This window comes from Paenibacillus sp. OK076 (assembly GCF_900110055.1).
Classification (GTDB): Bacteria; Bacillota; Bacilli; order Paenibacillales; family Paenibacillaceae; genus Paenibacillus.
On record NZ_FOCH01000002.1, the window covers coordinates 644,355 to 670,453 of the forward strand.

The 26,099-nt window shown below is 48.2% G+C and carries 18 protein-coding genes; 10 read left to right on the forward strand and 8 right to left on the reverse strand.

Annotated elements, in window-relative coordinates:
• Positions 1–75 precede the first annotated feature (75 nt).
• The 3 genes from BMY78_RS21615 to BMY78_RS21625 all read right to left on the reverse strand — a co-directional run bounded on the left by BMY78_RS21615 (position 76) and on the right by BMY78_RS21625 (position 4,638).
• Entirely contained in the window at positions 76–1,788 is a 1,713-nt protein-coding gene (locus BMY78_RS21615) for an ABC transporter ATP-binding protein (RefSeq protein WP_090903447.1), read from the reverse strand.
• A 98-nt stretch (positions 1,789–1,886) separates the two neighbouring features.
• Positions 1,887–2,894 carry an ABC transporter substrate-binding protein gene (locus BMY78_RS21620; protein ID WP_090903448.1) on the reverse strand — a complete coding sequence of 336 codons (1,008 nt, stop codon included), beginning with the start codon at positions 2,892–2,894 and terminating at the stop codon, positions 1,887–1,889.
• A 97-nt stretch (positions 2,895–2,991) separates the two neighbouring features.
• Positions 2,992–4,638: an ABC transporter substrate-binding protein gene (locus tag BMY78_RS21625; protein WP_090903449.1), complete on the reverse strand. Its 1,647-nt coding sequence runs from the start codon at positions 4,636–4,638 to the stop codon at positions 2,992–2,994.
• Positions 4,639–5,096: 458 nt separating this feature from the next.
• On the opposite strand from BMY78_RS21625, the gene BMY78_RS21635 reads away from it, so the two are divergent.
• Both BMY78_RS21635 and BMY78_RS21640 read left to right on the forward strand, forming a co-directional pair.
• Positions 5,097–6,113, forward strand: coding sequence for a LacI family DNA-binding transcriptional regulator (locus tag BMY78_RS21635; protein WP_090903451.1), 1,017 nt, complete (start codon positions 5,097–5,099; stop codon positions 6,111–6,113).
• Positions 6,114–6,371: 258 nt separating this feature from the next.
• On the forward strand, positions 6,372–9,773 hold the full coding sequence (locus BMY78_RS21640; protein ID WP_090903452.1) for a GH36-type glycosyl hydrolase domain-containing protein: 3,402 nt from the start codon (positions 6,372–6,374) through the stop codon (positions 9,771–9,773).
• 128 nt (positions 9,774–9,901) lie between these two features.
• On the opposite strand, the gene BMY78_RS21645 is transcribed toward BMY78_RS21640, so the two are convergent.
• The gene (locus tag BMY78_RS21645) at positions 9,902–11,182 is read right to left on the reverse strand and encodes a methyltransferase domain-containing protein (RefSeq protein ID WP_090903453.1); all 1,281 of its coding nucleotides are present in this window, start codon (positions 11,180–11,182) and stop codon (positions 9,902–9,904) included.
• A gap of 235 nt (positions 11,183–11,417) precedes the next feature.
• On the opposite strand from BMY78_RS21645, the gene BMY78_RS21650 reads away from it, so the two are divergent.
• Both BMY78_RS21650 and BMY78_RS21655 read left to right on the forward strand, forming a co-directional pair.
• Complete coding sequence (locus BMY78_RS21650) at positions 11,418–11,921, forward strand: GNAT family N-acetyltransferase (RefSeq protein ID WP_090903454.1); 504 nt, start codon at positions 11,418–11,420, stop codon at positions 11,919–11,921.
• Positions 11,922–11,945: 24 nt separating this feature from the next.
• On the forward strand, positions 11,946–12,734 hold the full coding sequence (locus tag BMY78_RS21655; RefSeq protein ID WP_090903455.1) for an SDR family oxidoreductase: 789 nt from the start codon (positions 11,946–11,948) through the stop codon (positions 12,732–12,734).
• A gap of 190 nt (positions 12,735–12,924) precedes the next feature.
• On the opposite strand, the gene BMY78_RS21660 is transcribed toward BMY78_RS21655, so the two are convergent.
• Complete coding sequence (locus BMY78_RS21660; protein ID WP_090903456.1) at positions 12,925–13,473, reverse strand: GNAT family N-acetyltransferase; 549 nt, start codon at positions 13,471–13,473, stop codon at positions 12,925–12,927.
• Between the two features lie 31 nt (positions 13,474–13,504).
• A complete protein-coding gene (locus BMY78_RS21665; RefSeq protein ID WP_024632769.1) occupies positions 13,505–13,762 on the reverse strand; it encodes a DUF2164 domain-containing protein in 258 nt (85 codons plus the stop codon).
• 260 nt (positions 13,763–14,022) lie between these two features.
• Between BMY78_RS21665 and BMY78_RS21670 the strand changes: the two genes are divergently transcribed.
• Positions 14,023–15,762, forward strand: coding sequence for a glutamine--tRNA ligase/YqeY domain fusion protein (locus tag BMY78_RS21670; RefSeq protein ID WP_090903457.1), 1,740 nt, complete (start codon positions 14,023–14,025; stop codon positions 15,760–15,762).
• A gap of 658 nt (positions 15,763–16,420) precedes the next feature.
• Here BMY78_RS21670 and BMY78_RS21675 read toward each other — a convergent pair.
• Positions 16,421–17,602, reverse strand: coding sequence for an MFS transporter (locus BMY78_RS21675; RefSeq protein ID WP_090903458.1), 1,182 nt, complete (start codon positions 17,600–17,602; stop codon positions 16,421–16,423).
• A 133-nt stretch (positions 17,603–17,735) separates the two neighbouring features.
• On the opposite strand from BMY78_RS21675, the gene BMY78_RS21680 reads away from it, so the two are divergent.
• On the forward strand, positions 17,736–18,353 hold the full coding sequence (locus tag BMY78_RS21680; protein ID WP_177185834.1) for a molybdenum cofactor guanylyltransferase: 618 nt from the start codon (positions 17,736–17,738) through the stop codon (positions 18,351–18,353).
• A 61-nt stretch (positions 18,354–18,414) separates the two neighbouring features.
• Here the strand turns inward: BMY78_RS21680 and BMY78_RS21685 are convergent, their stop codons facing one another.
• Entirely contained in the window at positions 18,415–19,389 is a 975-nt protein-coding gene (locus BMY78_RS21685) for a helix-turn-helix domain-containing protein (RefSeq protein WP_090903460.1), read from the reverse strand.
• Between the two features lie 247 nt (positions 19,390–19,636).
• On the opposite strand from BMY78_RS21685, the gene BMY78_RS21690 reads away from it, so the two are divergent.
• From BMY78_RS21690 to BMY78_RS21705, 4 genes are all read left to right on the forward strand, one after another.
• Positions 19,637–21,640, forward strand: coding sequence for a beta-galactosidase (locus BMY78_RS21690; RefSeq protein ID WP_090903461.1), 2,004 nt, complete (start codon positions 19,637–19,639; stop codon positions 21,638–21,640).
• Positions 21,641–21,770: 130 nt separating this feature from the next.
• On the forward strand, positions 21,771–23,561 hold the full coding sequence (locus tag BMY78_RS21695) for a sensor histidine kinase (protein ID WP_090903462.1): 1,791 nt from the start codon (positions 21,771–21,773) through the stop codon (positions 23,559–23,561).
• Positions 23,558–24,658, forward strand: coding sequence for a response regulator (locus BMY78_RS21700; RefSeq protein ID WP_090903463.1), 1,101 nt, complete (start codon positions 23,558–23,560; stop codon positions 24,656–24,658). Before BMY78_RS21695 ends, BMY78_RS21700 begins: the two co-directional genes overlap by 4 nt.
• 145 nt (positions 24,659–24,803) lie before the next feature.
• The gene (locus BMY78_RS21705; protein ID WP_090903464.1) at positions 24,804–26,084 is read left to right on the forward strand and encodes an ABC transporter substrate-binding protein; all 1,281 of its coding nucleotides are present in this window, start codon (positions 24,804–24,806) and stop codon (positions 26,082–26,084) included.
• Positions 26,085–26,099: the final 15 nt, after the last annotated feature.

Here is a 26,099-nt window from a genome sequence, read left to right on the forward strand (position 1 = left end):
CAACCTTCACCTCGTTTGCAGAGGGAAGGTTGTTTTCATTCCGTATTTGCTTTTTTCGATGGTTGCTATGTTAGTTTATCCAAACTGGGCTTGATGCAGTCGGCTGTACGAGCCTTTGCGCGCGAGTAGCTCTTCATGACTTCCTTGTTCAGTGACGCTGCCATTCTCCACGACTACGATGCGATCCGCGTGTCTAATGGTCGCCAGTCGATGGGCAATTACTAATGTTGTACGTCCCTGCGCCAGCTCGGATAAGGCCAGCTGAATGGCGGCTTCCGTCTCGGTATCGAGTGCGGAAGTGGCTTCATCCAATATTAGAATAGGCGGGTTTTTCAGGATCATTCTTGCGATGGATAGACGCTGCTTCTGTCCACCCGACAATTTCACGCCACGTTCACCGATCATGGTGTCCAGTCCATCTGGTTGGGATTGTACCAGCTCTTCCAATTGGGCCCGGCGAATGGCTTGCCAGATTTCTTCATCGGAAGCATTTAGCTTGCCGTATGCAATATTTTCACGAATCGTTCCGTCAAACAGGAAAATATCCTGCTGCACAATCCCGATATGGGAGCGCAGTGATTCCAGGGTCATGTCCTTCACTGGAATACCATCGATGGAGATATGTCCCGCATCCACATCGTAGAAACGTGGGATCAGACTGCATAGCGTCGTTTTACCTCCGCCCGAAGGTCCAACCAGAGCAACCGTCTGGCCTGCCTGAACATCCAGATTGACCTGAGACAGCGTACGTTTGTGTTCTCCATAAGAAAAGGTAACGTTATGGAAGGTAATATCGCCTTTGACATTCGTAATCGGTTTCGCCTGAGGAGTATCTTCTACATCCGGTACAGCCTCAAGCAACTCCAGATAACGTCTGAAACCGGCGATGCCTTTGGGATAAGTCTCAATGACGGAGTTAATCTTTTCGATCGGTCCGAGGAATACATTGGACAGCATTACAAAAGCGATGAACTCCCCGTAAGTCATACTTCCTTGAATGACAAACCAGGTTCCACATACCAGTACAAACAGGGATACAAATTTCATCAGAATGAAGCTAAGTGAAGAGTTCCAGGCCATAATGCGGTAGGTGATCAGTTTGGTGAGTCTGAAACGTTCGTTGTTCTCAACGAAACGGCCTACTTCATGCTTTTCATTGGCAAAAGCCTGTACCACACGGATGCCGCTCACATTGTTCTCTACCCGTGCATTATAATCGGCGATATCTGCAAACATACGTTTGAATGCCTTGGACATTTTGCGACTGAAGTACAGTGACAGGTAGATCATCAGCGGCACAATGATAAACGTCATCACAGCCAGTTGCCAGTTGATGCCCAGCATAATGCCGAAGGCTCCGGCCAGCGTCATCAGGGCAATGAACAGATCCTCGGGTCCATGATGCGCAATCTCACCAATATCCATCAGATCATTGGTCATGCGTGATACAAGGTGTCCCGTCTTGTTGTTATCGAAAAAGCGGAAGGATTGCTTCTGCACACGCTGGAACAGTTCCCGCCGCATATCGGATTCGATGTTAATACCCAGCTTATGCCCCCAGTAGGTGACTGCATAGTGGAAAAAGGAACTGAGCAGATAGATGCCCAGCAGTCCGGCACAGGCTGATAAAATCATGGACCAGTTGCCTGCGGGAAGCAGCTGATCGACAACTTTGTTTACAGCCAAGGGAAACGCAAGCTCCAGCAGTGCAGCCAGAATGGCACAGGAGAAGTCCAATATAAAGAGTCCCCGATAAGGACGATAATAAGCCATGAAACGGCGAAGCATATGTAGCCACTCCTCTCTAACGCAAAAGCCCAGGCAGGCTCATCGGCCTGTCCGGACATTACGTTTCTTCCTATGAAATGATCATTGAATCCATCCTCTTATTTACGATTTTGCTGTGCACGTTCTACGATCATATCGGCAAATTCTTCAGCCTGACCCTGAATCGCAATCGGGTCGAAGTACCAGTAACGGTCCTCCAGCAATTCATACACTTGATTGTTTTTCACAGCCGGGAGTGATTTCCAGATGGCGTCACCTTGGTAATTTTTATTGTTCTCCCCTACCGTCAGGAAGATATGGTCTCCTGCATAATCACCAACGACTTCACGCGAAATCTCTTTCCACTGGGTATCACCCATCAGTTCTTTCTTCGTAATTTCGAGTGGTGTAAGTTCCAAAGCGCGATAAACGGCCTGTCCACCGCGACCAAAGTTGTCTCCATAACCATAATAGCTCTTGTCTGATACTTCGAGGATGGAGAAGGTTTCCTCGGGTTTAATGACTGCTTTTACTTTGGAGCGAGCGGCTTCAATACGTTCGTCGTACGTTTTCAGCCAGGTTTCGGCTTCTTCCGATTTGTTCATGAGTTCACCGAATCCCCGGATCTCATCATGTACGTTTGTAAATGTACCGTAGGGGATGACAACAGTAGGTGCGATTTTTTGATAACTCTCGATCTCTTCGGCTTGATCAGAGTAGGTAATGATCAGATCCGGGTCCAACGCGATGACCTTCTCCAGAGATACAGCACCCCGATCACCAATATTTTCTATACCCTCTACCTGATCTGCGTAGAATGGATTTTCCAGATAATATTGAATAGATCCAACGGGCTTTATACCGAGTGCGAGCAGATCACTAACGTACATATCCGTAACAATCCGTTTCGGTTCAGCCGGAATTTCCACATCTCCACTTAATGACTTGTAGATCCGCGTAGCACCCGAAGAGTCGGTATTTGTTTCGGTCGAACTTGTTGTCGCTTCTGAACCCGCCGCTGTGGGTTCCGTTGTGCCGGAACCCGTACCGCTGTTACAGGCAGCCAGGATCATGATGACGGCGAGCATGAGCAGCAAGCCGGAAAAGCGTTTTTTTGCAGTAAACATATGATTGTTCCCCCTGTGTATGTAATCAATAATGATTATTATTCTCATTACTAACATAGAGGATGACGTAACATTTGTACATGGACATCTATGATGACTATTGCATGGACAGATGTGATGTCAGCTTGTGCATGATGTGCTGTAATTGCTCCATAACCGAGATGGGGTCGAATCCATAAAACATATCCGCATCAATCTCGTACAGTCGCCCTTCCCTTACAGCACTCAAGGTGTTCCAGGAGTCCTGAGCGAACAGCTTGTCCACAGGCTGCTCTGATGATTCCCTGTCATAATCAATAAAAATATGATCTGCAGCGTACAAATGAATCTCATTTAGAGGAACATGGATGTAGCCTGTGAGCAGTTGGCCATCCTTTTTCATCCGTGCAGGAGGCGTGAAGCCCAACGATTGATATAAAATATGAGAAGCTCTGCCCCATCCATGACCATAGATGTACGCTCCACTCTCACCAATCATGAATATACATACTGCTGAACCACGTTCACCCATGATCTGATCAAGTGTACGATTGGCCTCTTGCTGAAGCGTATCATAGTGGTCTAACAGCGCACGAGCTTTGGCTTCCAGGCCTGTGATGCGTCCTAAATGAATGAATTGCTCCTGCCAGTCAAGTTCTTCAAAAGGCATTAAAATAGTTGGGGCAATCTGCCTTAATTCATCCATGCCGGAATGAGGTGCATATCCAAGGATGAGGTCGGGGCGGGATTCTGAAATCAGATCCGGATGATTCATAAGATCATGCTCATAACACTGATCAAATTGGTCTTGTCCATTTTCAATAAGTCTACTTTTCATCCATCCTGCAACGGCACCCAGATGCGGGATATGGCCCAGTGCCAGCAAGGAAGCCGTGTAGTTGTATGTAAGACTTACGATTTTTTTTGGCATTTTTCGATAGAGGGTCGGTGCGCAACCTACCGTTTGTTTAAATTTTCGACTTAGATAAAAAGTGTCCCTGTATCCCGTCAATTGCGCAAGTTCCTGCAATGTGGGATTGTCAAATAGCAGGTGTTCCTGGGCAATTCGAATTCTTAGTCGGGTGACATACTCCACAAACGTAAGTCCGGTGTACTTCTTGAATTCTCTTGAAAAATGCTCTGGACTCACATTAGCCTCTCTCGCTAATTGCTCCCGAGTGAGGGAATGAGTAACCATCTTATGGATGTGCGTGATAACGAGATCCAGCCAGGAATGATCCTCATGAGCCAAACGCACAGCATGATCTCGCAACGTTTCCAGCAGTTGATAAAACAGCATATGAGGTTTGAATGGTCCTGACTCATCGCTTTTGGAACAGGCCAGAAATAAGTCGGAGACCAGTTCGGCAATGACGCGGCTCGTAATAGGAACGGAAGGTCCGAACGGCCAGATTGGTTGGCTGTTATCGGTGTAATCAAAGGCAACGGCTATGCCCTGGACGGGAGATAGCGAGCCTCGTCTATTTTCATGCTGAAGCAGGGTTCCAGCTTGGCGTACAACAGCGGAGCCGGTATTTACCATCAATTGACCATTCGGACTGATCAGTCTTGACTGACCAGAGGTGATGACATAAAGAACATGCTTGCTGCTCCACAGTTCATCGATACGGGAGAAGGCTTCCCGATCATGGAGCTGCACCAGATGACAAAGTCTGAACATAGCCGGAGGCACGGTTGTGATTTGATGCAAGCGGCCGAGCTTGTTCAGGGATGATTTATGAAAGGTTAGATCCAGATTGCTCATAACATAACGGACTCCTTATAGAGGATTGGACTATTAAGCAGTATAATACCACAAAGGTGGAATGGGGACCTTGGAATCATTCCCTTCATATATTTCTGCGGAAAATGGATAAAGAGGTTGAAATCGCTATCAACACCGACTATAATGAAAATGTCGAAACGTTTCAATCTATGGTTTACAGGCATGTTCATTGTGATTTATAATGAATTCTCCCTCTAGTCTAATATTGAAATGTTGTCAATCGACCAAGCTATATGTACAATTAAAGGGTGTATGATTCAGCACTGATGCTTAAAAGACGTGAAGAGAGATTTTTTTTGAAAATACTTCGAAACGTTTCGATAGATGAGGGATTGATGTCACTCCTATTGAATTAATGAATAGGAATGGGTGGTTGTTGCAACCATTTACAGTATAAAATGATAGGTAACAAGAAAGTTAGAAGGAGCGAACGTGGAATGGCAACGATTAAGGATGTGGCAAAGCTGGCAGGCGTGGCGCTCTCGACCGCTTCCTATGCACTGAATGGGGACAGCAAGGTAAGTGCCAAGACCAAGGCTAAAGTGCTGGCGGCAGCACGAGAACTGAATTATCGCAAAAACGGCTTTGCCATGGACCTGAAACGGAGCCGGACGAACACGATTGCATTGATTCTTACAGATCTGTCGGGTCCATATTACTCCGAATTGATTCGCAGCGTACAGGACGTAGCACTGGCTAACGGATATGATCTGATTGCATGCAGTTCTATGGGAGGACGCGACTCTACAGCAGTTCGTTTCTTGCGAGAGAAAAGGGTAGATGGCGCTATTATCCTGGCTCATAACATCCATGATGATATTCTGGTGGAATCTGCAGGTGAACGTTTCCCTATCATTGTGATGGATCGGCAGCTGTCGAGCAGCCATCTGGTCAACGTGCTGGTAGATGGGGAGCAGGGTGGATACCTGGCTACACGTCACCTCATTCAGAAGGGGCATAAGACCATCGCCTATATCAGCGGGCCATCCAATTCTTATGATAATGCGCTGCGTTATCAAGGATATTTGCGAGCGATGCAGGAGGCAGGCCTGGAAGAGAAGTCCAAATGGCGCCTAAGCGGTAACTTTGTACGTGAAGGCGGATATAGTGCAACCAAGATGATGGTTATGCAGGGCGAGCTTCCATCAGCCGTATTTTACGGGAATGACGAAATGGCGATTGGTGGACTAAAGGCATTTGAAGAGAGCGGTATTTCGGTACCAAAAGACATTTCGGTCATCGGATTTGATGATATTCAACTGTCCGAATATGTTCATCCTCCGCTTACGACAGTACGGCAGCCCAAGCATGAAGCAGGGTCATTGGCAGGGCATTTGCTCTTCCAGATGCTGAACGGCGAAGCTGTGAATCCATCGTATACGTTAACCATTGATCTGGTGGAGCGCGAGTCTGTACGATCGGTAAAGGAAGAGTCAGGAAACCAGCCGGCCTAGGATGTAACTCGTCAGACGGGATATGGTTTGGATTCTGCTTACAGAAGTCATACCATATCCGATCTGTCTAAATTTGTGAAGTTGTTCTTTTCCAACTCATATGGTTGTAAAAGGGATTAGCCCTCTTTGAATGGAGAGTTGAATGATGGGGATCACCGTCCGAATTGGCCAGACAAAGGTCATTTCGCAGAGGACCCCTATTCTTTTTCAGATTTATCGAAACGTTTCGATTTTATACTAATTGAAGGAGTGAATTGCATGACAACGATGATTAATGAACCAATCCGGCTGACTGCCGGGGATTTAGACTTTACCTTTTTGAACAGTGGGGACCTGTACCAAGCTAAATCCGGTACGACTATGTTGAATCAATTGCTCAGCAACCAGATTGATGGATCTTTGAATAACCTGTATCTGCGTGTACACGAGGGAGAGAAAATCAGCTCGTTCCCACTGCTGGGTGTGCGTTCGAACAGCAAAGTGATCACAAGCAAAGCGCAATCCGGAAATCAACTGATCTGGGAAGGTACAGTACAGCTTGAAGGCAAAGAACAAGGCATTGGCTATCAGGTTGTGTTTACAGCCACAACGCAAGGCGTCTGGTTCTGGGATGTGAAGCTTACAGGACAGCAACATCACGTTGACGTGGTATATGGACAAGATGTAGGTCTTGCTGATCCAGGTGCAGTACGCAGCAATGAAGCCTATCTGTCGCAGTATATTGACCATACGGTGTTCGAGGATGAAGCGAAGGGATATGTGGTATGTTCCCGTCAAAACCAGCCTCAGGGTGGTGCTTTCCCTTACATGCAACAAGGTTCTTTGACTAAGGCAGTTGGTTACTCTACAGACGGATTCCAATTCTTCGGTCTGTCCTACAAGGAAACGAACCAGCCTGAGAGCCTGAGCCATAATACACTGGCAAATGAGACATACCAGTATGAATTTGCCTACACAGCATTGCAATCGGAGCGCGTAAACCTGGATGGGGAAGCCCAAGTGGTCTTCTACGGACTGGCCAAAGCAGATCATCCGTCCGGAATTTCCGCTCTGGAATTCGGGGATGAAGTGACTGCAGCATGGAACGAAGTACAAGCATTGACTGCTCAGCAAGGCGAGACGTTGGAACAGGTGAAACTGTCATCCTTCTTGGGTGAACCGCTTGCTGCGCTTGATTTGACGCAAGATGAAATTAATGATCTGTTCCCTGACCGTCATCAGGAAGAACGTAGCGGTGATTCGCTGTTATCCTTCTTCACAGGCAGTTATGAACATATTGTCCTGAAAGCGAAAGAATTGCTCGTAGAGCGTCCGCACGGCCATATCCTGATGAGTGGTGGCAATGTGCAGCTTGGTGCGCAGGTTATTACGACGACATCGTATATGTACGGTATTTTCAACTCACAACTCGTAATTGGTAACACCAATTTTAATAAAATGATCAGTAATGCCCGCAACGCATTGAACGTGCCGAAGACGGCTGGACAACGCATTTATGTGGAAATGGACGCACAATATCGTCTGCTGACGATGCCTTCCCTGTTCGAGATTGGCTTCAACTATGTACGTTGGATCTACAAAACCGAATCGGATACCATTATCGTGACCAACTACACCGGAGCACACACCACTGAAGTGAGCATGAACGTACGCTCGACAAGTGGCAAAGCATATCGTTACCTGGTAACCAACCAAATTACGATGAATGTAAATGAATACGAGTACCCGCTGCATATGACGCAAGATGGCAACACGCTGATCTTCAAGGCTGATCCGCAAGCGATTAGTGCCGGAACGTATCCTGACCTGCAATACCGCATGTCGGTGGATGGCGCAGCCGTAAATGTTGGAGACGAAACGTTGCTGGCGAGTGGCATCCGCAGTGGATCTGCATCGCTGGTTACACTTAGTCTGGAAGAAAGTGCAGAATGGACGCTGAAGGTACAAGGCGTATTGGAAGGTCAAGCTAAAGAAGCAGAAGGTTCTGTAACAGCAGGCTCCAGCCTTACTTTTGAAGAGGAAGTTCAGGCGTACCGCGAATTCTTCGCAGGCGTAATGAACGGTTTCCGTTTGTCTCGTGGTGAAGGGCAAAGTGCAGAGGATCTGTTCAAAGTAAATGCGCTGGCTTGGTGGTACACACACAACATGCTGGTTCACTACTCCGTGCCTCACGGATTGGAACAGTATGGCGGCGCGGCATGGGGTACACGGGATGTGTGCCAAGGTCCGGTTGAATACTTCATGGCAACGCAAAAATATGAGCAGGTTCGCGATATCATCAAAATGGTATATACCCACCAATATGAAGATGATGGCAACTGGCCGCAATGGTTCATGTTCGATAAGTATTTTGCCATTCAGCAGGAAGAGAGCCACGGTGATATCATCGTATGGCCGCTAAAAGTGCTGGCGGACTACCTGACAGCGACTCGTGACTATGCGATTCTAGATGAGAAAGTACCTTATACTGTAAAGCACAGCTTCGGATTCACGGAAGAAACGGCAACTGTATTGGATCACGCGAAAAAAGAGATCGAATATATCCGTTCACACTTCCTGCATGATACGTTCCTGTCTTCCTACGGAGATGGCGACTGGGATGATACGCTCCAGCCAGCCAATGCACAGCTCAAACAATATATGGTGAGCAGCTGGACCGTTGCTTTGACTTATCAGTCCGTGAATGTGCTCGCACAGGCGCTGCAACATAAAGACGCTGCATTTGCACAGGAGCTGGACGTTCTGGCTCAAGGCATCCGTGAAGACTTTAATCGTTACATGCTGGGTACAGATGTGATCCCAGGTTTCGTATACATGGAAGAAGCGGATCAGGCCAAGCTGATGCTTCACCCAACAGATACGGAGACAGGCATTCAATATCGCCTTCTGCCGATGACGCGCAGCATGATCGGTGAATTGCTGAATGCAGAACAGGCAGAGTCGCATTACGCATTGATTCGTGAGCAGTTCCTGTGTCCGGATGGCGTGCGTCTGATGAATCGTCCGGCTCAATATGCAGGCGGTGTGAGCAGCCACTTCAAACGGGCAGAGCAAGCGTCCAACTTCGGTAGGGAAATTGGTCTGCAATATGTACACGCCCATATCCGTTACGTGGAAGCGATGGCGAAGCTCGGTAAGACGGATCAGGTGTGGAATGGTCTTGCCATGATTAACCCGGTTGGCATCGGCGAAGTTGTACCTAATGCAGAGATTCGTCAGGCGAACGCGTATTTCAGCAGTTCCGACGGCAAGTTCAACACGCGCTACGAGGCGCAGGAGCACTTTGATCAACTACGCAAAGGAACAGTACAGGTGAAAGGTGGATGGAGAATCTACTCCAGCGGCCCTGGAATCTACATGAACCAACTGATCTCCAACGCACTTGGCATTCGTCAGGAAGGCGGAGATCTGGTTATTGACCCGGTACTGCCGGCTGAGCTGAATGGCATGCAATTCGAATTCGAATATGCAGGAGAGCCAGTAACCTTTATCTACCATCTGAACGAAGGTTCGGTTAACCGTGTAACGGTAAATGGCAAGGACATCCGCACCGAGCAAACGGCGAACCGTTACCGTCAAGGTGGGGCTCGTATCTCGCTGGATGAGTTCAAACAAGCGCGTAATGCTTCGGAGCGCACGATTGTTGAAATTTATATGTAAATTTAATACAAGCTCGATGTTTCACTAGAGTGGAAGGTCATCCTCCTTAACAGGCAGGGTGACCTTTTTTTTATTTGAGAAGGATTCATTGGCGGGTCAGAGGAACTTGTTACGGTGGGATGATCATTCTAACGCAAAGGAACGGCCAGTACCGTGTGCAGAAGCGCATTATGGCGTATATGCTTCGTCACATAGCCTGCGCCCTCCAGCGAGCCGCACAGCCCGTCCAGCAGTGGGAAATGGCGTTCCCTTATCGTTTGCAGCTGGTCCTCATGACCTGCTGCCTCAGCCTGTTGGATATACGCCTGTCGGTGAGCTGCATCAGCAAACATCAGATCTGTCAGGCAGATCCGTCCACGTGCAGTTAACACCCGCTGCATTTCCTGTAAAGCCAGTAGCTGCTGGTCTGGGCTCAGGTGGTGGAAGGCGAAGCTGGATACAACAAAATCGAAGGAATGGTCGGCGAAAGGCAGCGCCAGAAAGTTGCCAAGCTTCACGTGCATCTCTGGATATTTGGTGCGGCATGTACGCAGCATCTCCCGGGATTGATCGATGGCGGTCATTGCTGCGCCGCGCTCTAACAGTTTGCCTGCCAAATTCCCCGTGCCTGTACCGATATCGATTCCTTTTTCGCCGGGCACAGGAGATATCCAGCTTGCCGTCTGCTCCAGCGCCTCGTCATAGTTGTTATATATATTGAAAGGTGCTGTATCTACTCCTACTCCGCATTCTTTCAATCCTGATCCTGCATCTTCTGGATACGTTGCATCGCTGTTTGATCTGTGTGCTGTCAGGCTATTTTTCTTCTGACTGCGAACTTCATCGCCATAATGATCTGGTCCTCCTTCTCGATCTGACTCAACCGTTGCTTGCATGGCTCCAGGCCCCGAATCAATGCTGCCCTTAGAAGCAGTTTGACCGGTCATACGGCCATTCGCCGCCTGCACCCGCTGATCGTGGATGGCCGCCTGCGTATCGTAGTTCCAGCGATCATGCCAGTTCTGACGGGCTTCCCTGAGGCGGCGTGCACTGTCTGCAAGATCATGCAGATGGCTGACATCCAGTGGCCCCTCCTGGCGGTTGAGATCAATCATGCGCTGTGTTGTATCCAGCATGCGTTTGAGCTCGACCCACTGGGCATACATGACTGCCTGCTGCAGCTCCAGATATTCTTCCAGCCGCTGCTGATTGCCCTGGTCAATCTCTCCAAGTGCTTGGGTAATATCCTGAAGTGACATTCCAATCTCACGCAGGGCTGTAATGGTTTGCAGCCGCCAGATATCATTCTCGGTATATGTACGGTATCCGTTATTTGTCTGTTTGACGGGGGAGATCAGTCCTTTTTCCTCATAGAAGCGAATGGCTCTCGCCGATATGCCGAGTCTGTCCGCGGCTTCCTTGATGTTCATTACATACACCTCCTTATCGAATCAGTATAAACGATGACGTTACGTGAAGGTTAAGCATGAATTTCATTCTACACAGTGAAATTTTAGTCAAACCTGAGGCTATGCTACAATATAAGGCAAAGGAGCATTTTGCACGTATTCAGCTGCAAAATGTCGAAATGAGTAAGGAACAAGCCATTTTTCTAACGCTGCTTTGCGCAGTGTTATCGACTATTGCACGAAAGGTTGAATTTTTATGCTTATCAGCCATACGTATACCATTCGGCCATCCGAGATCAAGGATGCTGCCCAACTAATGGAACTGGATGCACTGGTATGGGATAAGCATACCTCTCCGGCCCCGTTTCAGTGGCGATCCAGACAACAATATTTGCAGCATTGTCCGCCAGGAAGTCAGCTGATTGCCCTTCAGGGAGAGCGGGTATGTGGTTATGTGGGCTTTTATCTGCCAACAGGAATGCCCGTTAACCGCCATGTATACGAGATTAATATCGCCGTTCATCCCCATGATCGTCGCTGTGGTATTGCCACAGCTCTGATGGATGCCATGAAGCAGCATGCCTCTGAACAAGGGATCACCAAGCTTAGGTTGCGGGTGTTATCCAGCAATCCGGGGGCGATTGCTTTTTATAAACAGTGCGGATTTGTGACGGAAGGCAGACTGGTGTCGGAATTTTATATTGCAGGCAAGTATGTGGACGATATTCTTATGAGTTATTTCATCCAGGCCAACGGATAGAACAGAGTCGAAGGAGGAACAACAATGGACATGGGACTTCGAGGTAAAAAGGCGCTGGTGCTTGCATCCAGTCGAGGACTGGGCAAAGAGGTAGCCGCTCAATTGGCGGGAGAAGGCGCTGATGTCATGCTCGCCAGCCGGAGCGAAGAGAAGCTTGCAGCGGTGAAGCAGGAGCTGCTGGCGCTCGGTGGTGGCGGACGTATCGAATATTGTGCCACCGATGTGACAAGCAAGGAGGATATTGATGCCCTGATTCGCAAGACAGGCGAACAGTTTGGGCAGATTGATATTTTGGTGAACAATTCAGGCGGTCCGCCTTCAGGAACATTCGAGTCATTGACGGATGAAGATTGGGAACGTGCATTTGAGTTAAATGTACTCAGCTATGTCAGACTGATTCGCGGTGCACTTCCTTACATGAAGGAGAACGGCGGACATATCGTGAACATTGCCTCCACCTCTGTGAAGCAGCCGATTCCAGGTCTGATTCTGTCCAATACGTTCCGTACGGGTGTGTTCGGATTGGCCAAAACCTTGTCACAGGAACTTGCGCCATATGGCATTCTGATCAATACGGTTGCACCGGGTAGAATCGGGACGGATCGGATACATGAACTGGACGCAGCGCGTGCAGAGCAGAACGGAATAAGTGAGGAAGAGGTTGCCGAGCAATTCCGTAAGGAAATTCCACTGGGACGTTATGGTCAACCCGAGGAGTTCGCCAAAGCGGTTGTGTTCCTCTTATCAGGAGCGAATACGTACATTACAGGTACATCTCTTGTGGTGGACGGTGGCATGGTACGTGCGCTCTAAGAAGAAGTTGGATCGAGAGATTACAAGTTATATGGATGCATAAATGCCAAATAAGATAAGCCCCTCTTTAATCTCCACATGTTGTGGAGGAGGAGGGGCTTTAAGATTTAATGTATGCCTATGCCATTGTGTGAGGACCATATTCGCAATAAGAAATGGTCCTCCAACCATTTAAATTATGTAAGTCTAATTAGCGCAAAAGTTCCCATTCATGCTGCAGCATGCCATACACCGCATGGTTAACATAGCCCTTAGGCAGCTTCTCAGCCTGACGAATGACGCCTTCAAGGACGAATCCAAGCCGTTCAGGGATGGCCCGGCTTCGCTTGTTGTTGGTTGCTGAACGAATCTCGACACGGTTCAGATCCAGAGTGACGAGAGCGTAGTCCACCAGAACACGGCATGCGCTGGTCATCAGGCCTTGACCTTCAAAACCTTTGCCAAGCCAGTATCCGATGCTTACCGAGCGGTTGGTCCAGTTGATTTCGTGGAAGCCGATGATGCCTGCAAGTTCACCTTTCAGCCAGACACCTGCGGTGAAACCGCCGTTGTCCGCGCCCTGTTTCAGTGCATTGCTGATAAAATTCGAAGTGTGCTCAATCTCGGTCACGTTGTCCACCCACGGTAACCAATGTCTCAACTGATCCCGCGAGCGGTCCGTGAGTTCGAACAACGGTTTGGTGTGCTCCATGGCAAGTGGGCGGAGTTCGGTATATTCATCCAATGAATAGGTAAACATGAGTGCAACCTTCTTTCTTTGAAATAATGTATTATCGGGAAGTCTTCGGTAGCTTGCGCTCCAATGCAAACAGGTCTTCTTCCATCGAGGCCATGCGTTGATTCACCGTAGTACGGGCGTCACCCAGTGCCTGATTATATATGAAGGGAGCCAACTGGGTCATGAAAAGATCCAGCACACCCCAAGCTGCCAGATCGCCCAGTTCTTCGCCGCGTTCCTCTTCGAAATACGACTGGATGGTACGTATGGCTTCATCCTGTTGTTCTTTGGACAGTTTTAGCGCGTTCAATGGGAAACCCTCCCTTAAATTCTGTTTTTCTATCATGCTACATGATTCGCGCGAACCCGTCAAAATGGTTTTGGGCCTATCTTGTGTGTAACTGATCCTGATTTTGGGGCGTTATTTATTGAACTCCTCCCTCGTTAAAGGTATATTTAAATGAAACGCGTACGAAACTTTCCAAGAAAATAGATTTTTTCAGGAAATGACTTCGTTATAAAGGAATTTTAGCCGGAATTGCTGCAATTCCTGAAAGCTCCAATCAATTCATGAAAGGTTTGATACCTGTGGACAATCGTACAACCCCACCTAACTTTATCAAAAATATTATTACCGAAGATCTCCGGTCAGGGAAAGTCCAGGAAGTCATTACCCGTTTTCCTCCGGAACCGAACGGTTATCTGCATATCGGCCATGCCAAAGCGATCTGGATTAACTTTGCGCTAGGCGGCGAATTTGGCGGCAAAACAAATCTGCGCTTCGATGACACGAATCCGGTCAAGGAAGATGTAGAGTATGTCCAATCGATTCAGGAAGACGTGAAATGGCTCGGCTATGAGTGGAGCGAGAAACGTTTTGCTTCCGATTATTTTGATGAAATGTACAGACGCGCGGTCTTGCTGATCCAAAAAGGCAAAGCTTACATCGACGATCAAAGCGCCGACGAAATCCGTGCTATGCGTGGAACGCTCACCGAGCCGGGCAAGAACAGCCCATACCGTGACCGTCCGGTAGAAGAGAACCTTGACCTGTTCACACGGATGCGTGCAGGCGAGTTCCAGAACGGTGAGAAAGTGCTGCGAGCCAAGATTGATATGGCTTCACCGAACATCAATCTGCGTGATCCGGTCATTTACCGTATTGCTCATGCACATCATCATAATACGGGCGACAAATGGTGCATCTATCCGATGTACGCATTTGCACATCCACTTGAAGATGCCATTGAAGGAGTAACCCACTCCCTCTGCTCCCTGGAGTTTGAGGACCAACGACCATTCTATGATTGGGTTATTGCCGAATGTGAGATGGAGAACCAACCACATCAATATGAGTTTGGGCGCCTGAACCTGTCGCAAATGGTGACAAGTAAACGGAAGCTGAAACTGCTCGTGGATGAAGGCCATGTGGATGGATGGGATGATCCGCGCATGCCAACAATTTCAGGTCTGCGCCGCCGGGGATATACACCGGAAGCCATTCGTGATTTCGTATTCGAAACAGGCATTTCCAAAAGCCAAGGGGTTATCGATCTGCAAACGCTGGAGCACTTTGTCCGTGAAGATCTAAAGCTGAAAGCTCCGCGTACGATGGCTGTCCTGCATCCTCTCAAAGTGGTCATTACCAACTACCCTGAAGGGCAAGTCGAATGGCTCGAAGCGGAGAACAATGTGGAGAACCCGGAGATGGGCAATCGCCAAATTCCGTTCTCTCGTGAGATTTATATTGAACAAGACGATTTCATGGAAAATCCGCCGAACAAATATTTCCGTTTGTTCCCGGGCAACGAAGTTCGTCTGAAACATGCGTATTTCATCAAGTGTAACGATGTAATTAAGGATGCAGAAGGCAATGTGACTGAAATCCATTGTACCTATGACGTGGAAACGAAGAGTGGCAGTGGCTTCACTGGCCGTAAAGTTAAAGGGACCATCCACTGGGTAGAAGCGACTCAAGCGGTACCGGCTGAATTCCGTCTGTATGAACCTCTGATCTCCGCAGAAGCACCGGAAGCCGATACCGAGCCAGAAGTGGCCGTGGCAGGCGCTGAGGTGGAGGTTGTGGAAGAGCAACCGGAGAAAACGTTCCTGGATCAATTGAATCCAAACTCTCTTGAAGTGGTTCAAGGGTTTGTGGAGCAAGAGATGAAGGAAGCGAAAGCACAGGATAAATTCCAGTTCTTCCGTCACGGTTACTTCAGCGTTGATCCCAAACATTCCGAGCCAGGCCGTCCGGTATTTAACCGGGTCGTATCCCTGAAAAGCTCGTTCCAACTGCCGAAGGCATAAGGTCGATGGATGAAATTAAGGTTGTTCATCAGTGTGCTGGTAAGCAGCCAAGTTATTAGTTAAATGAAGGGCATCCTTCGTCATGATTCATGGCGAAGGATGCCCTTTTGTTTTTCAGGTACAGTCAGGTTCAGTTTTAGACTGAGCCTACAATACGGCATGAACATGAGAACAAGCGTATCTGTGCGTATGAGGTAAGAATCTAACGAACCGAGAACACGCTATTCATGTGTATTCGGGCGTTCCAGCAACGTAACGAATCGTAGACACCTTATTTCCTCGTTTGGCCTGTCTTTATTGGATTTTTAGCGTCTCTTATGCGAAATAAGGTGGATGAGATTCCTTAGCTTTAGAATTTCGTGAAATTGCTGTAAATAAGGCGTCTAAGGTTCGTTAGGGGCGACAAACGCATGGAGACGCCTTTCTTTTTATTACTACTATTCTTAATCTTTTGTTTGATTGTTTGAACTTTATTTACACCATAACGGAGAGGACAGAATAAAGCTGGAGAAGCGTAGCGTTCGCCTTTATCCCTGGATTTTACCCTTTGAAAAAGGGAATCCAAAAAAATCCGGGGATAACAGCGATCGAAAGATTGTTCTGTCCTCGTAGTGCTCCAGTGTAAATCTTGAAAGGTTCAACCTTTGCCAACAAAAGATTACCTTTCACCCATTTCCGTCAACACAGTTGGCTGATATCCGTTGCGGCGGTTCGAGAACCACATGATTGCAAAACCAACGGCACCAATCAGGGAGAAGAACACTCCGATGTTATACATCACCTCAGCACCGAAGCTCTGGAACAGCCAGCCGCCGAACAGGCCGGCAATGACACCGGATATGCCGCCCCAGGCCATCGTATACACCGCCTGACCAGAGGAGCGATACGGCCTTGGAATGAACAGCATCGTCAGTTGGGTACCTACATAGAAATACCCGCCGAACGTAATGGAGTGCATGAGCTGAATGAACACAATCTCTAACGGGTTGTTCGCTAAGGCCATGAGCTCCCAGCGGATGGCGAACAACAGACTGATCAGGACAAGTGATGAGAGAAGCATGCTCATTTTGCGTTTGAGAAAACGGTCCAGGAGCAAGAATACACCCACTTCAAGGATGGATGATGTGAAGATGGCCCAGCCAACCATCTGTTTATCGCCACCCATTTCCACGATGTATAATGACATAAATGTACTGTTCATGGCGTTGGGTACGGAAACGAGCACCCCAAGCCCGATAAAGATCATAAAGTAAGGATTGAACATCACCCTGCCGAAACGTCGAAAGCTCACTACAGGTGTATCTGAAGCGATTGGCTGTCTGGGTAGAAACAAGGCAAAGATAAAGGCAATGACAATCATAAAGGCAAAGACAATCGATACACTGCCCGCTCCCAAGCGGTCAATCAGCGGTCCGGCAGCCACCGCGGTTAGAGCCCAGCCGAGTGATCCCCATAGCCGAAACGTACCGAATTTCTGAGTCGTGCCATCGATATAACCGAGAATCAGGCTGTTGGTTTGGGCGAATAACGGACTTTGAAAGAAATAAAAAAAGATCATGGCTGCATAGATCCAGGCATACGTAGGTGCATAAAATACGGCCTGAGCAAGCACAAAGGTGCCACCCATCATCATCATCAGAATAATGCGAATATTGCGTGATTTATCGCTCCAGAAGCCCCAGAACGGATTAGCAAACAAGGAGACAAACGGACCAATCGCCATCAGACTGCCAATCTCCAATTTGGTCATTCCGATTTCCTGCAAATACAACTGAAGAAAACCGGCGAAGATTGAAATGGCTCCATAAATGAAAAAATTATATAGTTTCAGCGAAACCAAAGAGGGATTGCCTCTTCCGGGTGCAGATCTGTCCAATTAGAGCCATTCCTTTCAGAATCATATTCTTCAATGTATCATTTGTTGAAAGGGTATTCAATGTATAGAATAAGTTTATTGAACGAGGAGGATGACCATGAGCACGATGGAATGGACAGGTATTACACTGGCAGGAGGCTTATCCCGTCGTATGGGTTCCAATAAGGCATTGTTGCAATGGAATGGTTCCAGCGTGCTGGAGCAGATCATTCAAGCGATGGCACCAGCTGTGAATAGTATTATCATTTCCGCAGGAACCAACACAGCTGCATACAGCGCATTGCCCTACAACTGCGTTCAGGATCACTACCCGGGGAAAGGGCCGCTCGCAGGGCTGCATGCCGCGCTGGAAGCCTCGGAGACAGACTGGAACCTCATCTGCGCCTGTGATATGCCGCTGCTAGAGCCATCCTTTTTCAAAGGCATGAAGTGGCTCACCGAATCAGGTCAAGAGCATCAGGCAATCGTTCCACGATTGGCAGGACGTGTTCATCCGCTTGCAGGTGCATATCATAGATGTGTTCTCCCCGAACTTGAACAGTGTTTACGCCATGACAGACTGAAAGTAACCCAATGGCTTGAAGAGATCCGCTGCCAATATGTCGACGTCGATGAGCTGGAAAGCGCTGGCGTCCATGAGGTGGCCATTCAGCTTAGTAATATGAATACCCCGGAAGAGTACGAGCATATTCGTAACCGATGTTACGGCCCTTAACCCATAACATTCATTCATTCATGGCCTCTTTTAACATATAGCCCATCTTCCCATTTCTTCCTCATTCTGATTCCGACTCCCAACTCTGGTCCATTGGACCCGATCCGTTGGATAGATCCTGAACGGCGTTGCGATATTGAAGCGGACTCTGGCCTGTCCATCGTTTAAATTGCCGACTGAAGTGCGACAGATGAGTATAACCCAGCTTCCACGCAATTTCGCCCAAAGAGAGCTTCGGCTGTTCGATCAGCACTTTGGCTTCCTGCAGCTTCAGGCTGGACAGATAGGCCCGTGGAGATTGTCCGTACACCTTGCGAAAGATCTGCAGCCCATATCCCGGACTGATGCCAAACGAGGATATGATCTGCTCCACTTTGACGGTGGATACATTTCCCTCCTTGACTCGAAGCTGTGTATGGAACGCCTGCTTGATGGCTTCTGCGATGGCCCCTGCATAATGCATGGCTGCGGGAGCTGGAGCACTGGGCGAAGCATCAGAGCGGGTGGTCAGTGGTTCACGGTCGGCCGCCCGGGACAACAGGGCAAACAATTCAAACATGCTTGCCTGCATGATAAATTTGTCTGTGGAAGTGTATGCCTCCGATGTTCTGATCATGTTCATCCAGTTTTCCAGGACAGGGCGCATTTGCATATTATCTGTGGTGCCTGCCTCATAGATTCGGCTGTGATGTGACATCAGCTTCAGGGTAAATACGGGATCATCCACATTGAAATGAGCACTGAAATACGTCATGCCCTCTGATGATACACATTGGTTCGTATGTTTGAATCCCGGTGGAATCAGCAAAATGGAACCTTCCTCAACCGTATAGGTATACCCGTGAATCACGCTTTCCTGGGTCCCCTTTATAATTAGCATAATTTCAAAGCCCGGATGGGATTCCTCCGGCATCGCCCAACCGTATGGAACTTGTTGGCTGTGCGCTCCATAGAATTTAATGTTACAGTCGATAATAGGCAGCCAGTGAGCCAGTGTATGATGTGGCATTTCTCGAAGCTGCGATCGGATATCCATGACATTCACCTCGGAAAAGGGTAAAAACAACTCGCCTTGTACAATCGGCACCCATAGTATACTTCATTATAATCAGTTTAACGCCAACATTGAAAAATGGCAGAACGGAGGGCGTTCGACCAGATTGCTAAGCATCTAATGTACTTCAATAGATATTAATGTAAACGTTATCATTTTTCAATTGAATCATTTCATTTTGTATAAATGCCAAGCAAAACATACTTCCCGATGAAAAGGAGATTTTAACATGGACAAGTTATTGTACGGAGTAGCCTACTATGATGAATATATGCCTTATGAGCGATTGGATAAGGATATCCAGATGATGAAAGATGCAGGCATCAATGTGGTGCGGATTGCGGAATCCACCTGGAGTACGCATGAACCACAGAATGGCGTATTCGACTTCTCCTCAGTAGATCGTGTACTGGATGCCATGCATGCGGCGGGCATTCAGGTTATTGTGGGTACGCCTACGTATGCTGTTCCAACGTGGATGGTGAAGGAGCATCCGGATGTTCTGGCCACAACGGTACAGGGACCGGGGAAATATGGAGCGCGGCAGATCATGGATATCACACATCCAACGTATCTGTTCTATGCGGAACGCATTATTCGCAAGCTGATCTCCCGTGTTAGCAAACACCCTGCCGTGATTGGCTATCAGACGGATAACGAAACGAAGCATTACAACACTGCCGGTGATAACGTACAATTGCAATTCGTCAAATATATGCGTAACAAGTTCAGCTCATTGGATGATCTGAACAAGGAATTTGGTCTCGACTATTGGAGTAACCGTATCAATAGCTGGGAGGACTTCCCGTCTGTTGTCGGTACAATCAACGGCAGTCTGGGAGCTGAATTTGCCAAGTTCCAGCGCCAACTGGTAACCAACTTTCTAGCGTGGCAGGTCGGAATTGTAAATGAGTACAAACAGGAGGGTCAGTTCGTCACCCAGAACTTTGACTTCGACTGGCGTGGATACTCGTACGGCATTCAGGGAGATGTGGACCATTTTGCCGCATCCAAACCTTTTGACATCACCAGTGTGGACATCTACCATCCGTCGCAGGATGATCTGACCGGCATTGAGATTTCATTCGGCGGTGACGTGGCACGTTCCACCAAACAATCGAACTATCTCGTACTGGAGACGGAAGCGCAGGCTTTCTGGCATTGGGTTCCCTACCCGGGACAGCTTCGCCTTCAGGCGTTTAGCCACCTGGCATCGGGAGCAAACATGGTCGCCTATTGGCACTGGCATTCCTTGCATAATTCATTCGAGACGTATTGGAAAGGATTGCTGAGCCATGATTTTGAACCAAATCCGGTCTACAATGAGGCCAAAACGATCGGCCGGGATTTTGCCAGACTTAGCCCACAACTGGTGAATTTGAAGAAAACGAATCGGGTAGCCGTGCTGTTCAGCAATGAGGCGTTGACGTCGATCAAGTGGTTCGGGTTTAATTTTACGAGTGACAAAAAATACAACGACGTTATCCGCTGGATGTATGACGAATTATACAAAATGAATATTGGCTGTGATCTGATTGATCCGTCCGTGGAGAGTTATGAAGGCTATGATGTGATCGTTGTGCCTGCTTTGTACGCAGCTTCCGATGTCTTGCTTGAGAGGCTGAACCAATTCGTACAGGATGGTGGGCATGTCGTTTACTCCTTCAAGAGCGGATTCGCCAATGAGCATATTAAGGTCCGCTCTACCCGCCAGCCTGGACTGATCAGTGAGGCTTGTGGCATCAGTTACAACCTTTTTGTAGAGCCGAAAAATGTTTCGCTTCGAGATGATCCGTTCGAGGTTGGAGAGGAACAGAATCAGATTCACACCTGGATGGAGCTCATCACACCAACAACTGCAGAAGTGCTGGCCTGGTATGATCATCCTCACTGGGGAGAATATGCGGCAATTACCCAGAATACCTATGGCAAGGGCAAAGCAACGTACGTTGGATGTTATACCAGCTCCGCGGTGATACGCAGCGTGCTGGAGCGAGTCATGAAGGAAGCTGGACTATGGGGAACTGATCAGGAATTGGCTTTTCCAATCATCGTGAAGAGCGGCGTGAATGAGCAAGGGAATACGATTCGATATTTCTTTAACTACTCCGATCATGCGACTTCGTTCGTAAATGCCTACGGAGACGGAACGGAACTTCTGGCAGGAACAGCGGTGTCCGGAGAGCAGAATATTGACCTGGAACCTTGGGGTGTGCGCATTATTGAGCAATAATGGGAAATCATAAATGAATTGACAAGTTCATGTTCAATGACTATAAAAAGAATACAAAGACCAAAGCGCCCTCGGCTTCATGCTGGGGCGTTTATCTTATTTTAGCTCATAGCTCAGGAGTGGATGCCTTGTGTTTACCGAATTATACCGGAAGCTTACTGATCCGTTCAAACGCAGCATTCGCAACAAATTAATCCTCACCATGACGTTTCTGGCCATTCTGCCCGTAATCGCCATGACAGTTGTAGCGGCCGAAAATACCCGCTCTTCCATGGAAGAAGAGATCATGGAGACCAACCGTGCGAATATGAATTGGGCCTCTATCTATTTGGGTGAACAATTCGCGCGGATGAACAATCTCATCTATTCCATTCAGATCAGTGATGAGCTGCATCAGTATTTGGCATTAAATCAGGATGCTCCAGCTGCCAGCCGATTCGATGAGCAGAAGGCCGTGTTCAACATGCTGAACAGTGTATATTATTCGGCTGGCAACTATGTATTTGGCGTGGAATTATACCTAAAGGAACTGGACACAATGTTCACCTTCAACTCGATGGAAAGCCGAATCCGATCGGTGCCGGACATTCCTGCGGCATACCATGATCTTTTTGAGCAGCATAAGGACTTTACGATTATGAATGATCCGAATGATCCGGAGAAGTTTCATATGACCCGCAGCATGAACCGTTTCGAGGATCAGGCGCAGATTGGCGCAATCAGTCTGGAAGTCAAGTGGGCCGAATTCAATCAGACGCTGGAATTGCTGGACAGCCGGGGGGATTATGCGGTGTACATCGCGGATAGTACGGGAAGTCCGGTCTATCAGCCAAACAAGGAGATACAGCCTTCAGCAGAGGCACTGGAAAAGCTTGCAGTTACGAAGGACAGTTCCGGTTTCATTCGAACAGCCAAGGAATATGTATTCTATCATGCCATTGATCCGTCAGGGATGCGTCTGATCAAAATTGTCCCTTCCCATGTCATCAATGAGAGTGCACTGGAAACGATGAAATATGGTCTTGTTGTGGGTGGGCTGGCTACCGTGGTTTCGGTGTTGTTGGCAGCATTTGTGGCTTGGCGAACATCCAAACCGATTGTCAGACTGGCGAATTCCATGAAGGGAATCCAGTTGATCAAGGACAAGGAAGTGGTCCGCAGTGGTCGGGTGGATGAGATTGGCCTGCTGGAGAAAAATCTGCATGGTATGGCAAGCCGCATTCGGGAGCATATCCGGGATAACTATCTCATGAATCTGGAGAAACAGACGGCCGAGCTCAAAGCGCTTCAGTCTCAGATTCACCCGCATTTTCTGCAAAATACGCTGCAGATGATCGGAGGTATGGTGTACTCGCAGAAGCCGGCAGACAGTTATAAAGTGATTCGTGCATTAAGTGAGATGTTCCGATATATTGTCAGAGCGCCGGATGGACTCGTGCCATTGCAGTCCGAATTGGACCAGCTGGAGCATTATATGCTCATCCAGATGCAGCGTTTTGGCAGCAGACTTGAATATAAACTGGAGATTGAAGGCGTGCTCAGTGACTGCTACATTCCGAAGTTGTCCCTGCAGCCGATTGTGGAGAATGCATTTGTCCATGGTCTGGAGAAAAAGCAGGGAGAGTGGAAATTGAACATTCAAGTTGTCCGACTAGATCATGAGGTAACCATCCGCATTTCCGATAATGGGGTGGGTGTGGATCAAGAGAGGTTGGCCGAGATGCAATCGAGACTGTCCAAGCTGTCCCGGCAAGGAGACAGAGTATGGAGCTCGGGCACCAGCATTGGCCTGGTCAATGCCGCATCACGCATCGTGATGCACTTTGGGCCTGCATACGGTATGAACATGGAGAGTGGGGAAGGACAGGGAACCCGTGTCACTGTTCGAATTCCTTGCCATACAGGAGGCGAGATCACGTGAACAAGGATCATTATAGAGTGCTAATAGTGGACGACGAGCCATGGAACAGAGATATTTTGCGCAATTTGGGCACGTGGGATGAGCTTGGCATGGTGGTAGCAGGTGAGGCAGAGGATGGCGGAGAGGCGATCCGGCTGGTTGAGCAGCATCAGCCCCATATTATCATTACAGATATGCGTATGCCGGGTAAAGATGGCGTGGAACTGCTCCAGACGCTGAGTGCACAATATCCGCATATCAAAGTGATTGTGGTCAGCGGTTATGATGATTTTAATTATGCGAAACATGCCATTCGCCACCGTGCCGCTGATTATCTGCTCAAGCCGGTGAATCCCGATGAATTGAATAACGTTCTGGCCAAGTGTAAACGTGAATTGGAAAAGACCGAGTCCGGGCCGGAATCCTGGGAACCTTATCCTTCCGCTTTTTCTGGCGAGTTCTCGCTGTTTCAGCAGCAGGCGCGCTTACGTTTTAACGACTTGAACGTTCAGGGATTGCATGAGCTGTTCGGGCAGCTGGAGCACCGCCTTGATACCAGTGATATCCGAAGACCGCAACAGCTTGGACGGGTCGCATACGAATTGCAGACGCTGCTGGGCGAGCTGTGTGTTTCCAACGGCTTATGCGAGCAACCTGTAGCAGCTGTACTCCCGCCGCCAACGGCTCTGGCGTCCATCACATCGGCAGTGGACTGGATATCAGCGCCTTATTATACTTCGTTGGAGCAGCTGATTGCGCAGCGCAAATTCAAGAACAAGCTGAACCTGGATGAGGTGAAGCAATACATTGAGCAGCACTGCATGGAGATGATTACACTGGAGCAGCTTGCCCAGATCTTTTTTGTCAGCAAAGAATATCTCAGCAAGGTGTTCAAAAAAGAATACGGCGTGAATGTGACCGACTATATTGTCCAGTTACGCATGGCAAGAGCCAGGGAGTGGGTGCTCGATGATCAGATTCCATTCAAACATATTGCCGAGATGACGGGGTATGAGGATGTATCGTACTTTTATCGGGTATTCAAGAAACACTTCGGGATTTCGCCTGGAGAGATGCGAAAGGGACAACCTCGTAAATCAGATAACAGCCCCAAATAATTCGTTCACAGACAGTTTACTTATTGGATTAAGGTTTAAAATAATCCAATAAACGAGTCTAATAATGTCCAATGAAGCGCTTTCATTTCGTGATATATAATGATCCTATGAAAGACAAACCAGTTACACCGGGAGGTCATAAGAGATGAAAGTATGGAAAAGCGTAGCAAGTGCGGTACTGGTGAGTGTTCTGCTCGCAGGCTGCGGTTCCAATGCGGGTACGGATGGTAAGGAAGAGGGAACTGCATCGGGCAGTACGGTGTCCCTCAAAGTATTCATTGCACAGCCGCGGCTGAAAGAACATTACGATAAATATATAGAACAGTTCAAAGCCAAGGAGAAAGCCGAAAAGAATATTGAGGTCAACGTACAACTGGAGATGCCGCCAGCAGATAATGCGCCGCAGATTCTGAAAACACGACTTGCCTCCAATGATGCACCGGACGTGTTCGCACTTCATGCGGTCAATGAAATCCCACCGTTCAGCAAAGCAGGTTATCTGGAAGACCTGTCGGGTCAGCCTTTTGTCGATAAATTATTGGATTCCGTTAAGCCTTCCGTAACAGATGCGTCGGGCAAAGTCGTGGCCGTTCCTTTGGAAACGTTATCTTGGGGATACCTGTACAATAAGGATATTTTCAAAGAGCAGGGGCTAGAGGTTCCAACCACTTTGACGGAAATGAAAGCAGTCGTGGAAAAGCTGAAAGCAGCCAACATCACACCGTTTGAACTTTCGTACAAAGAGGCCTGGATTCCGCAACTGTTCTTGCCACTTACCGTAGGTGCACTGACTCAGTCAGAGCATAAAGACTTCTTGGATAAGATGAATCAGGATCAAGGTTCCTTCTCGGATATGAAAGCCTTGTTCGACATCTTCGATCTCGTCAATGCCAATGGAACGGAGAAAGCGCTTGAAGTGGGCGGCGATGATGGTTCAGCAGCCTTTGCAACAGGCAAAGCAGCAATGTGGATTCAAGGACCTTGGTTCGCGGAAACCATCCTGAAGTCCAATCCGGATATCAACTTCGGCGTAGCTCCACTGCCGATCAATGACAACCCGGATGATACCAAAATCAACCTGAGCACATCGACTTCACTGGCGGTATCTTCCTCCAGCAAAAACAAAGAAGTGGCGCTCGACTTCGTAAACTATATTCTCGATGACAAGGATTCAAGTGCATTCTACGAAGCACTGAAATTCAATCCGGTTGCCAAAATTCATGACTTCAAAAGTTTCCCTTGGGTAGACGATGCCCTGAAATATGTGAATGAAGGCAAAGCGTATCAAGATCCATCCATTCCTCAAGCGGTTAAAGATGAATCAGGCAAAGCGCTGCAAGGTTACTACTCCGGACAACTGAACCAGCAGCAGGTGATCGATGCGCTCGACAAGGCGTGGAAATCCTACAACAAAGTCAACAAGTAAGCAGATGAAACGGCT

Bases quoted from the DNA above. Each gene is read 5' to 3' on its own strand.
- BMY78_RS21690 (WP_090903461.1), top strand. From the start codon at position 19,637: ATGGACAAGTTATTGTACGGAGTAGCCTACTATGATGAATATATGCCT.
- BMY78_RS21625 (WP_090903449.1), bottom strand. From the start codon at position 4,638: ATGAGCAATCTGGATCTAACCTTTCATAAATCATCCCTGAACAAGCTC.
- BMY78_RS21620 (WP_090903448.1), bottom strand. From the start codon at position 2,894: ATGTTTACTGCAAAAAAACGCTTTTCCGGCTTGCTGCTCATGCTCGCC.
- BMY78_RS21685 (WP_090903460.1), bottom strand. From the start codon at position 19,389: ATGGATATCCGATCGCAGCTTCGAGAAATGCCACATCATACACTGGCT.
- BMY78_RS21680 (WP_177185834.1), top strand. From the start codon at position 17,736: ATGAGCACGATGGAATGGACAGGTATTACACTGGCAGGAGGCTTATCC.
- BMY78_RS21655 (WP_090903455.1), top strand. From the start codon at position 11,946: ATGGACATGGGACTTCGAGGTAAAAAGGCGCTGGTGCTTGCATCCAGT.
- BMY78_RS21660 (WP_090903456.1), bottom strand. From the start codon at position 13,473: ATGTTTACCTATTCATTGGATGAATATACCGAACTCCGCCCACTTGCC.
- BMY78_RS21615 (WP_090903447.1), bottom strand. From the start codon at position 1,788: ATGCTTCGCCGTTTCATGGCTTATTATCGTCCTTATCGGGGACTCTTT.
- BMY78_RS21705 (WP_090903464.1), top strand. From the start codon at position 24,804: ATGAAAGTATGGAAAAGCGTAGCAAGTGCGGTACTGGTGAGTGTTCTG.
- BMY78_RS21670 (WP_090903457.1), top strand. From the start codon at position 14,023: ATGAAAGGTTTGATACCTGTGGACAATCGTACAACCCCACCTAACTTT.
- BMY78_RS21645 (WP_090903453.1), bottom strand. From the start codon at position 11,182: ATGAACATCAAGGAAGCCGCGGACAGACTCGGCATATCGGCGAGAGCC.
- BMY78_RS21640 (WP_090903452.1), top strand. From the start codon at position 6,372: ATGACAACGATGATTAATGAACCAATCCGGCTGACTGCCGGGGATTTA.
- BMY78_RS21635 (WP_090903451.1), top strand. From the start codon at position 5,097: ATGGCAACGATTAAGGATGTGGCAAAGCTGGCAGGCGTGGCGCTCTCG.
- BMY78_RS21650 (WP_090903454.1), top strand. From the start codon at position 11,418: ATGCTTATCAGCCATACGTATACCATTCGGCCATCCGAGATCAAGGAT.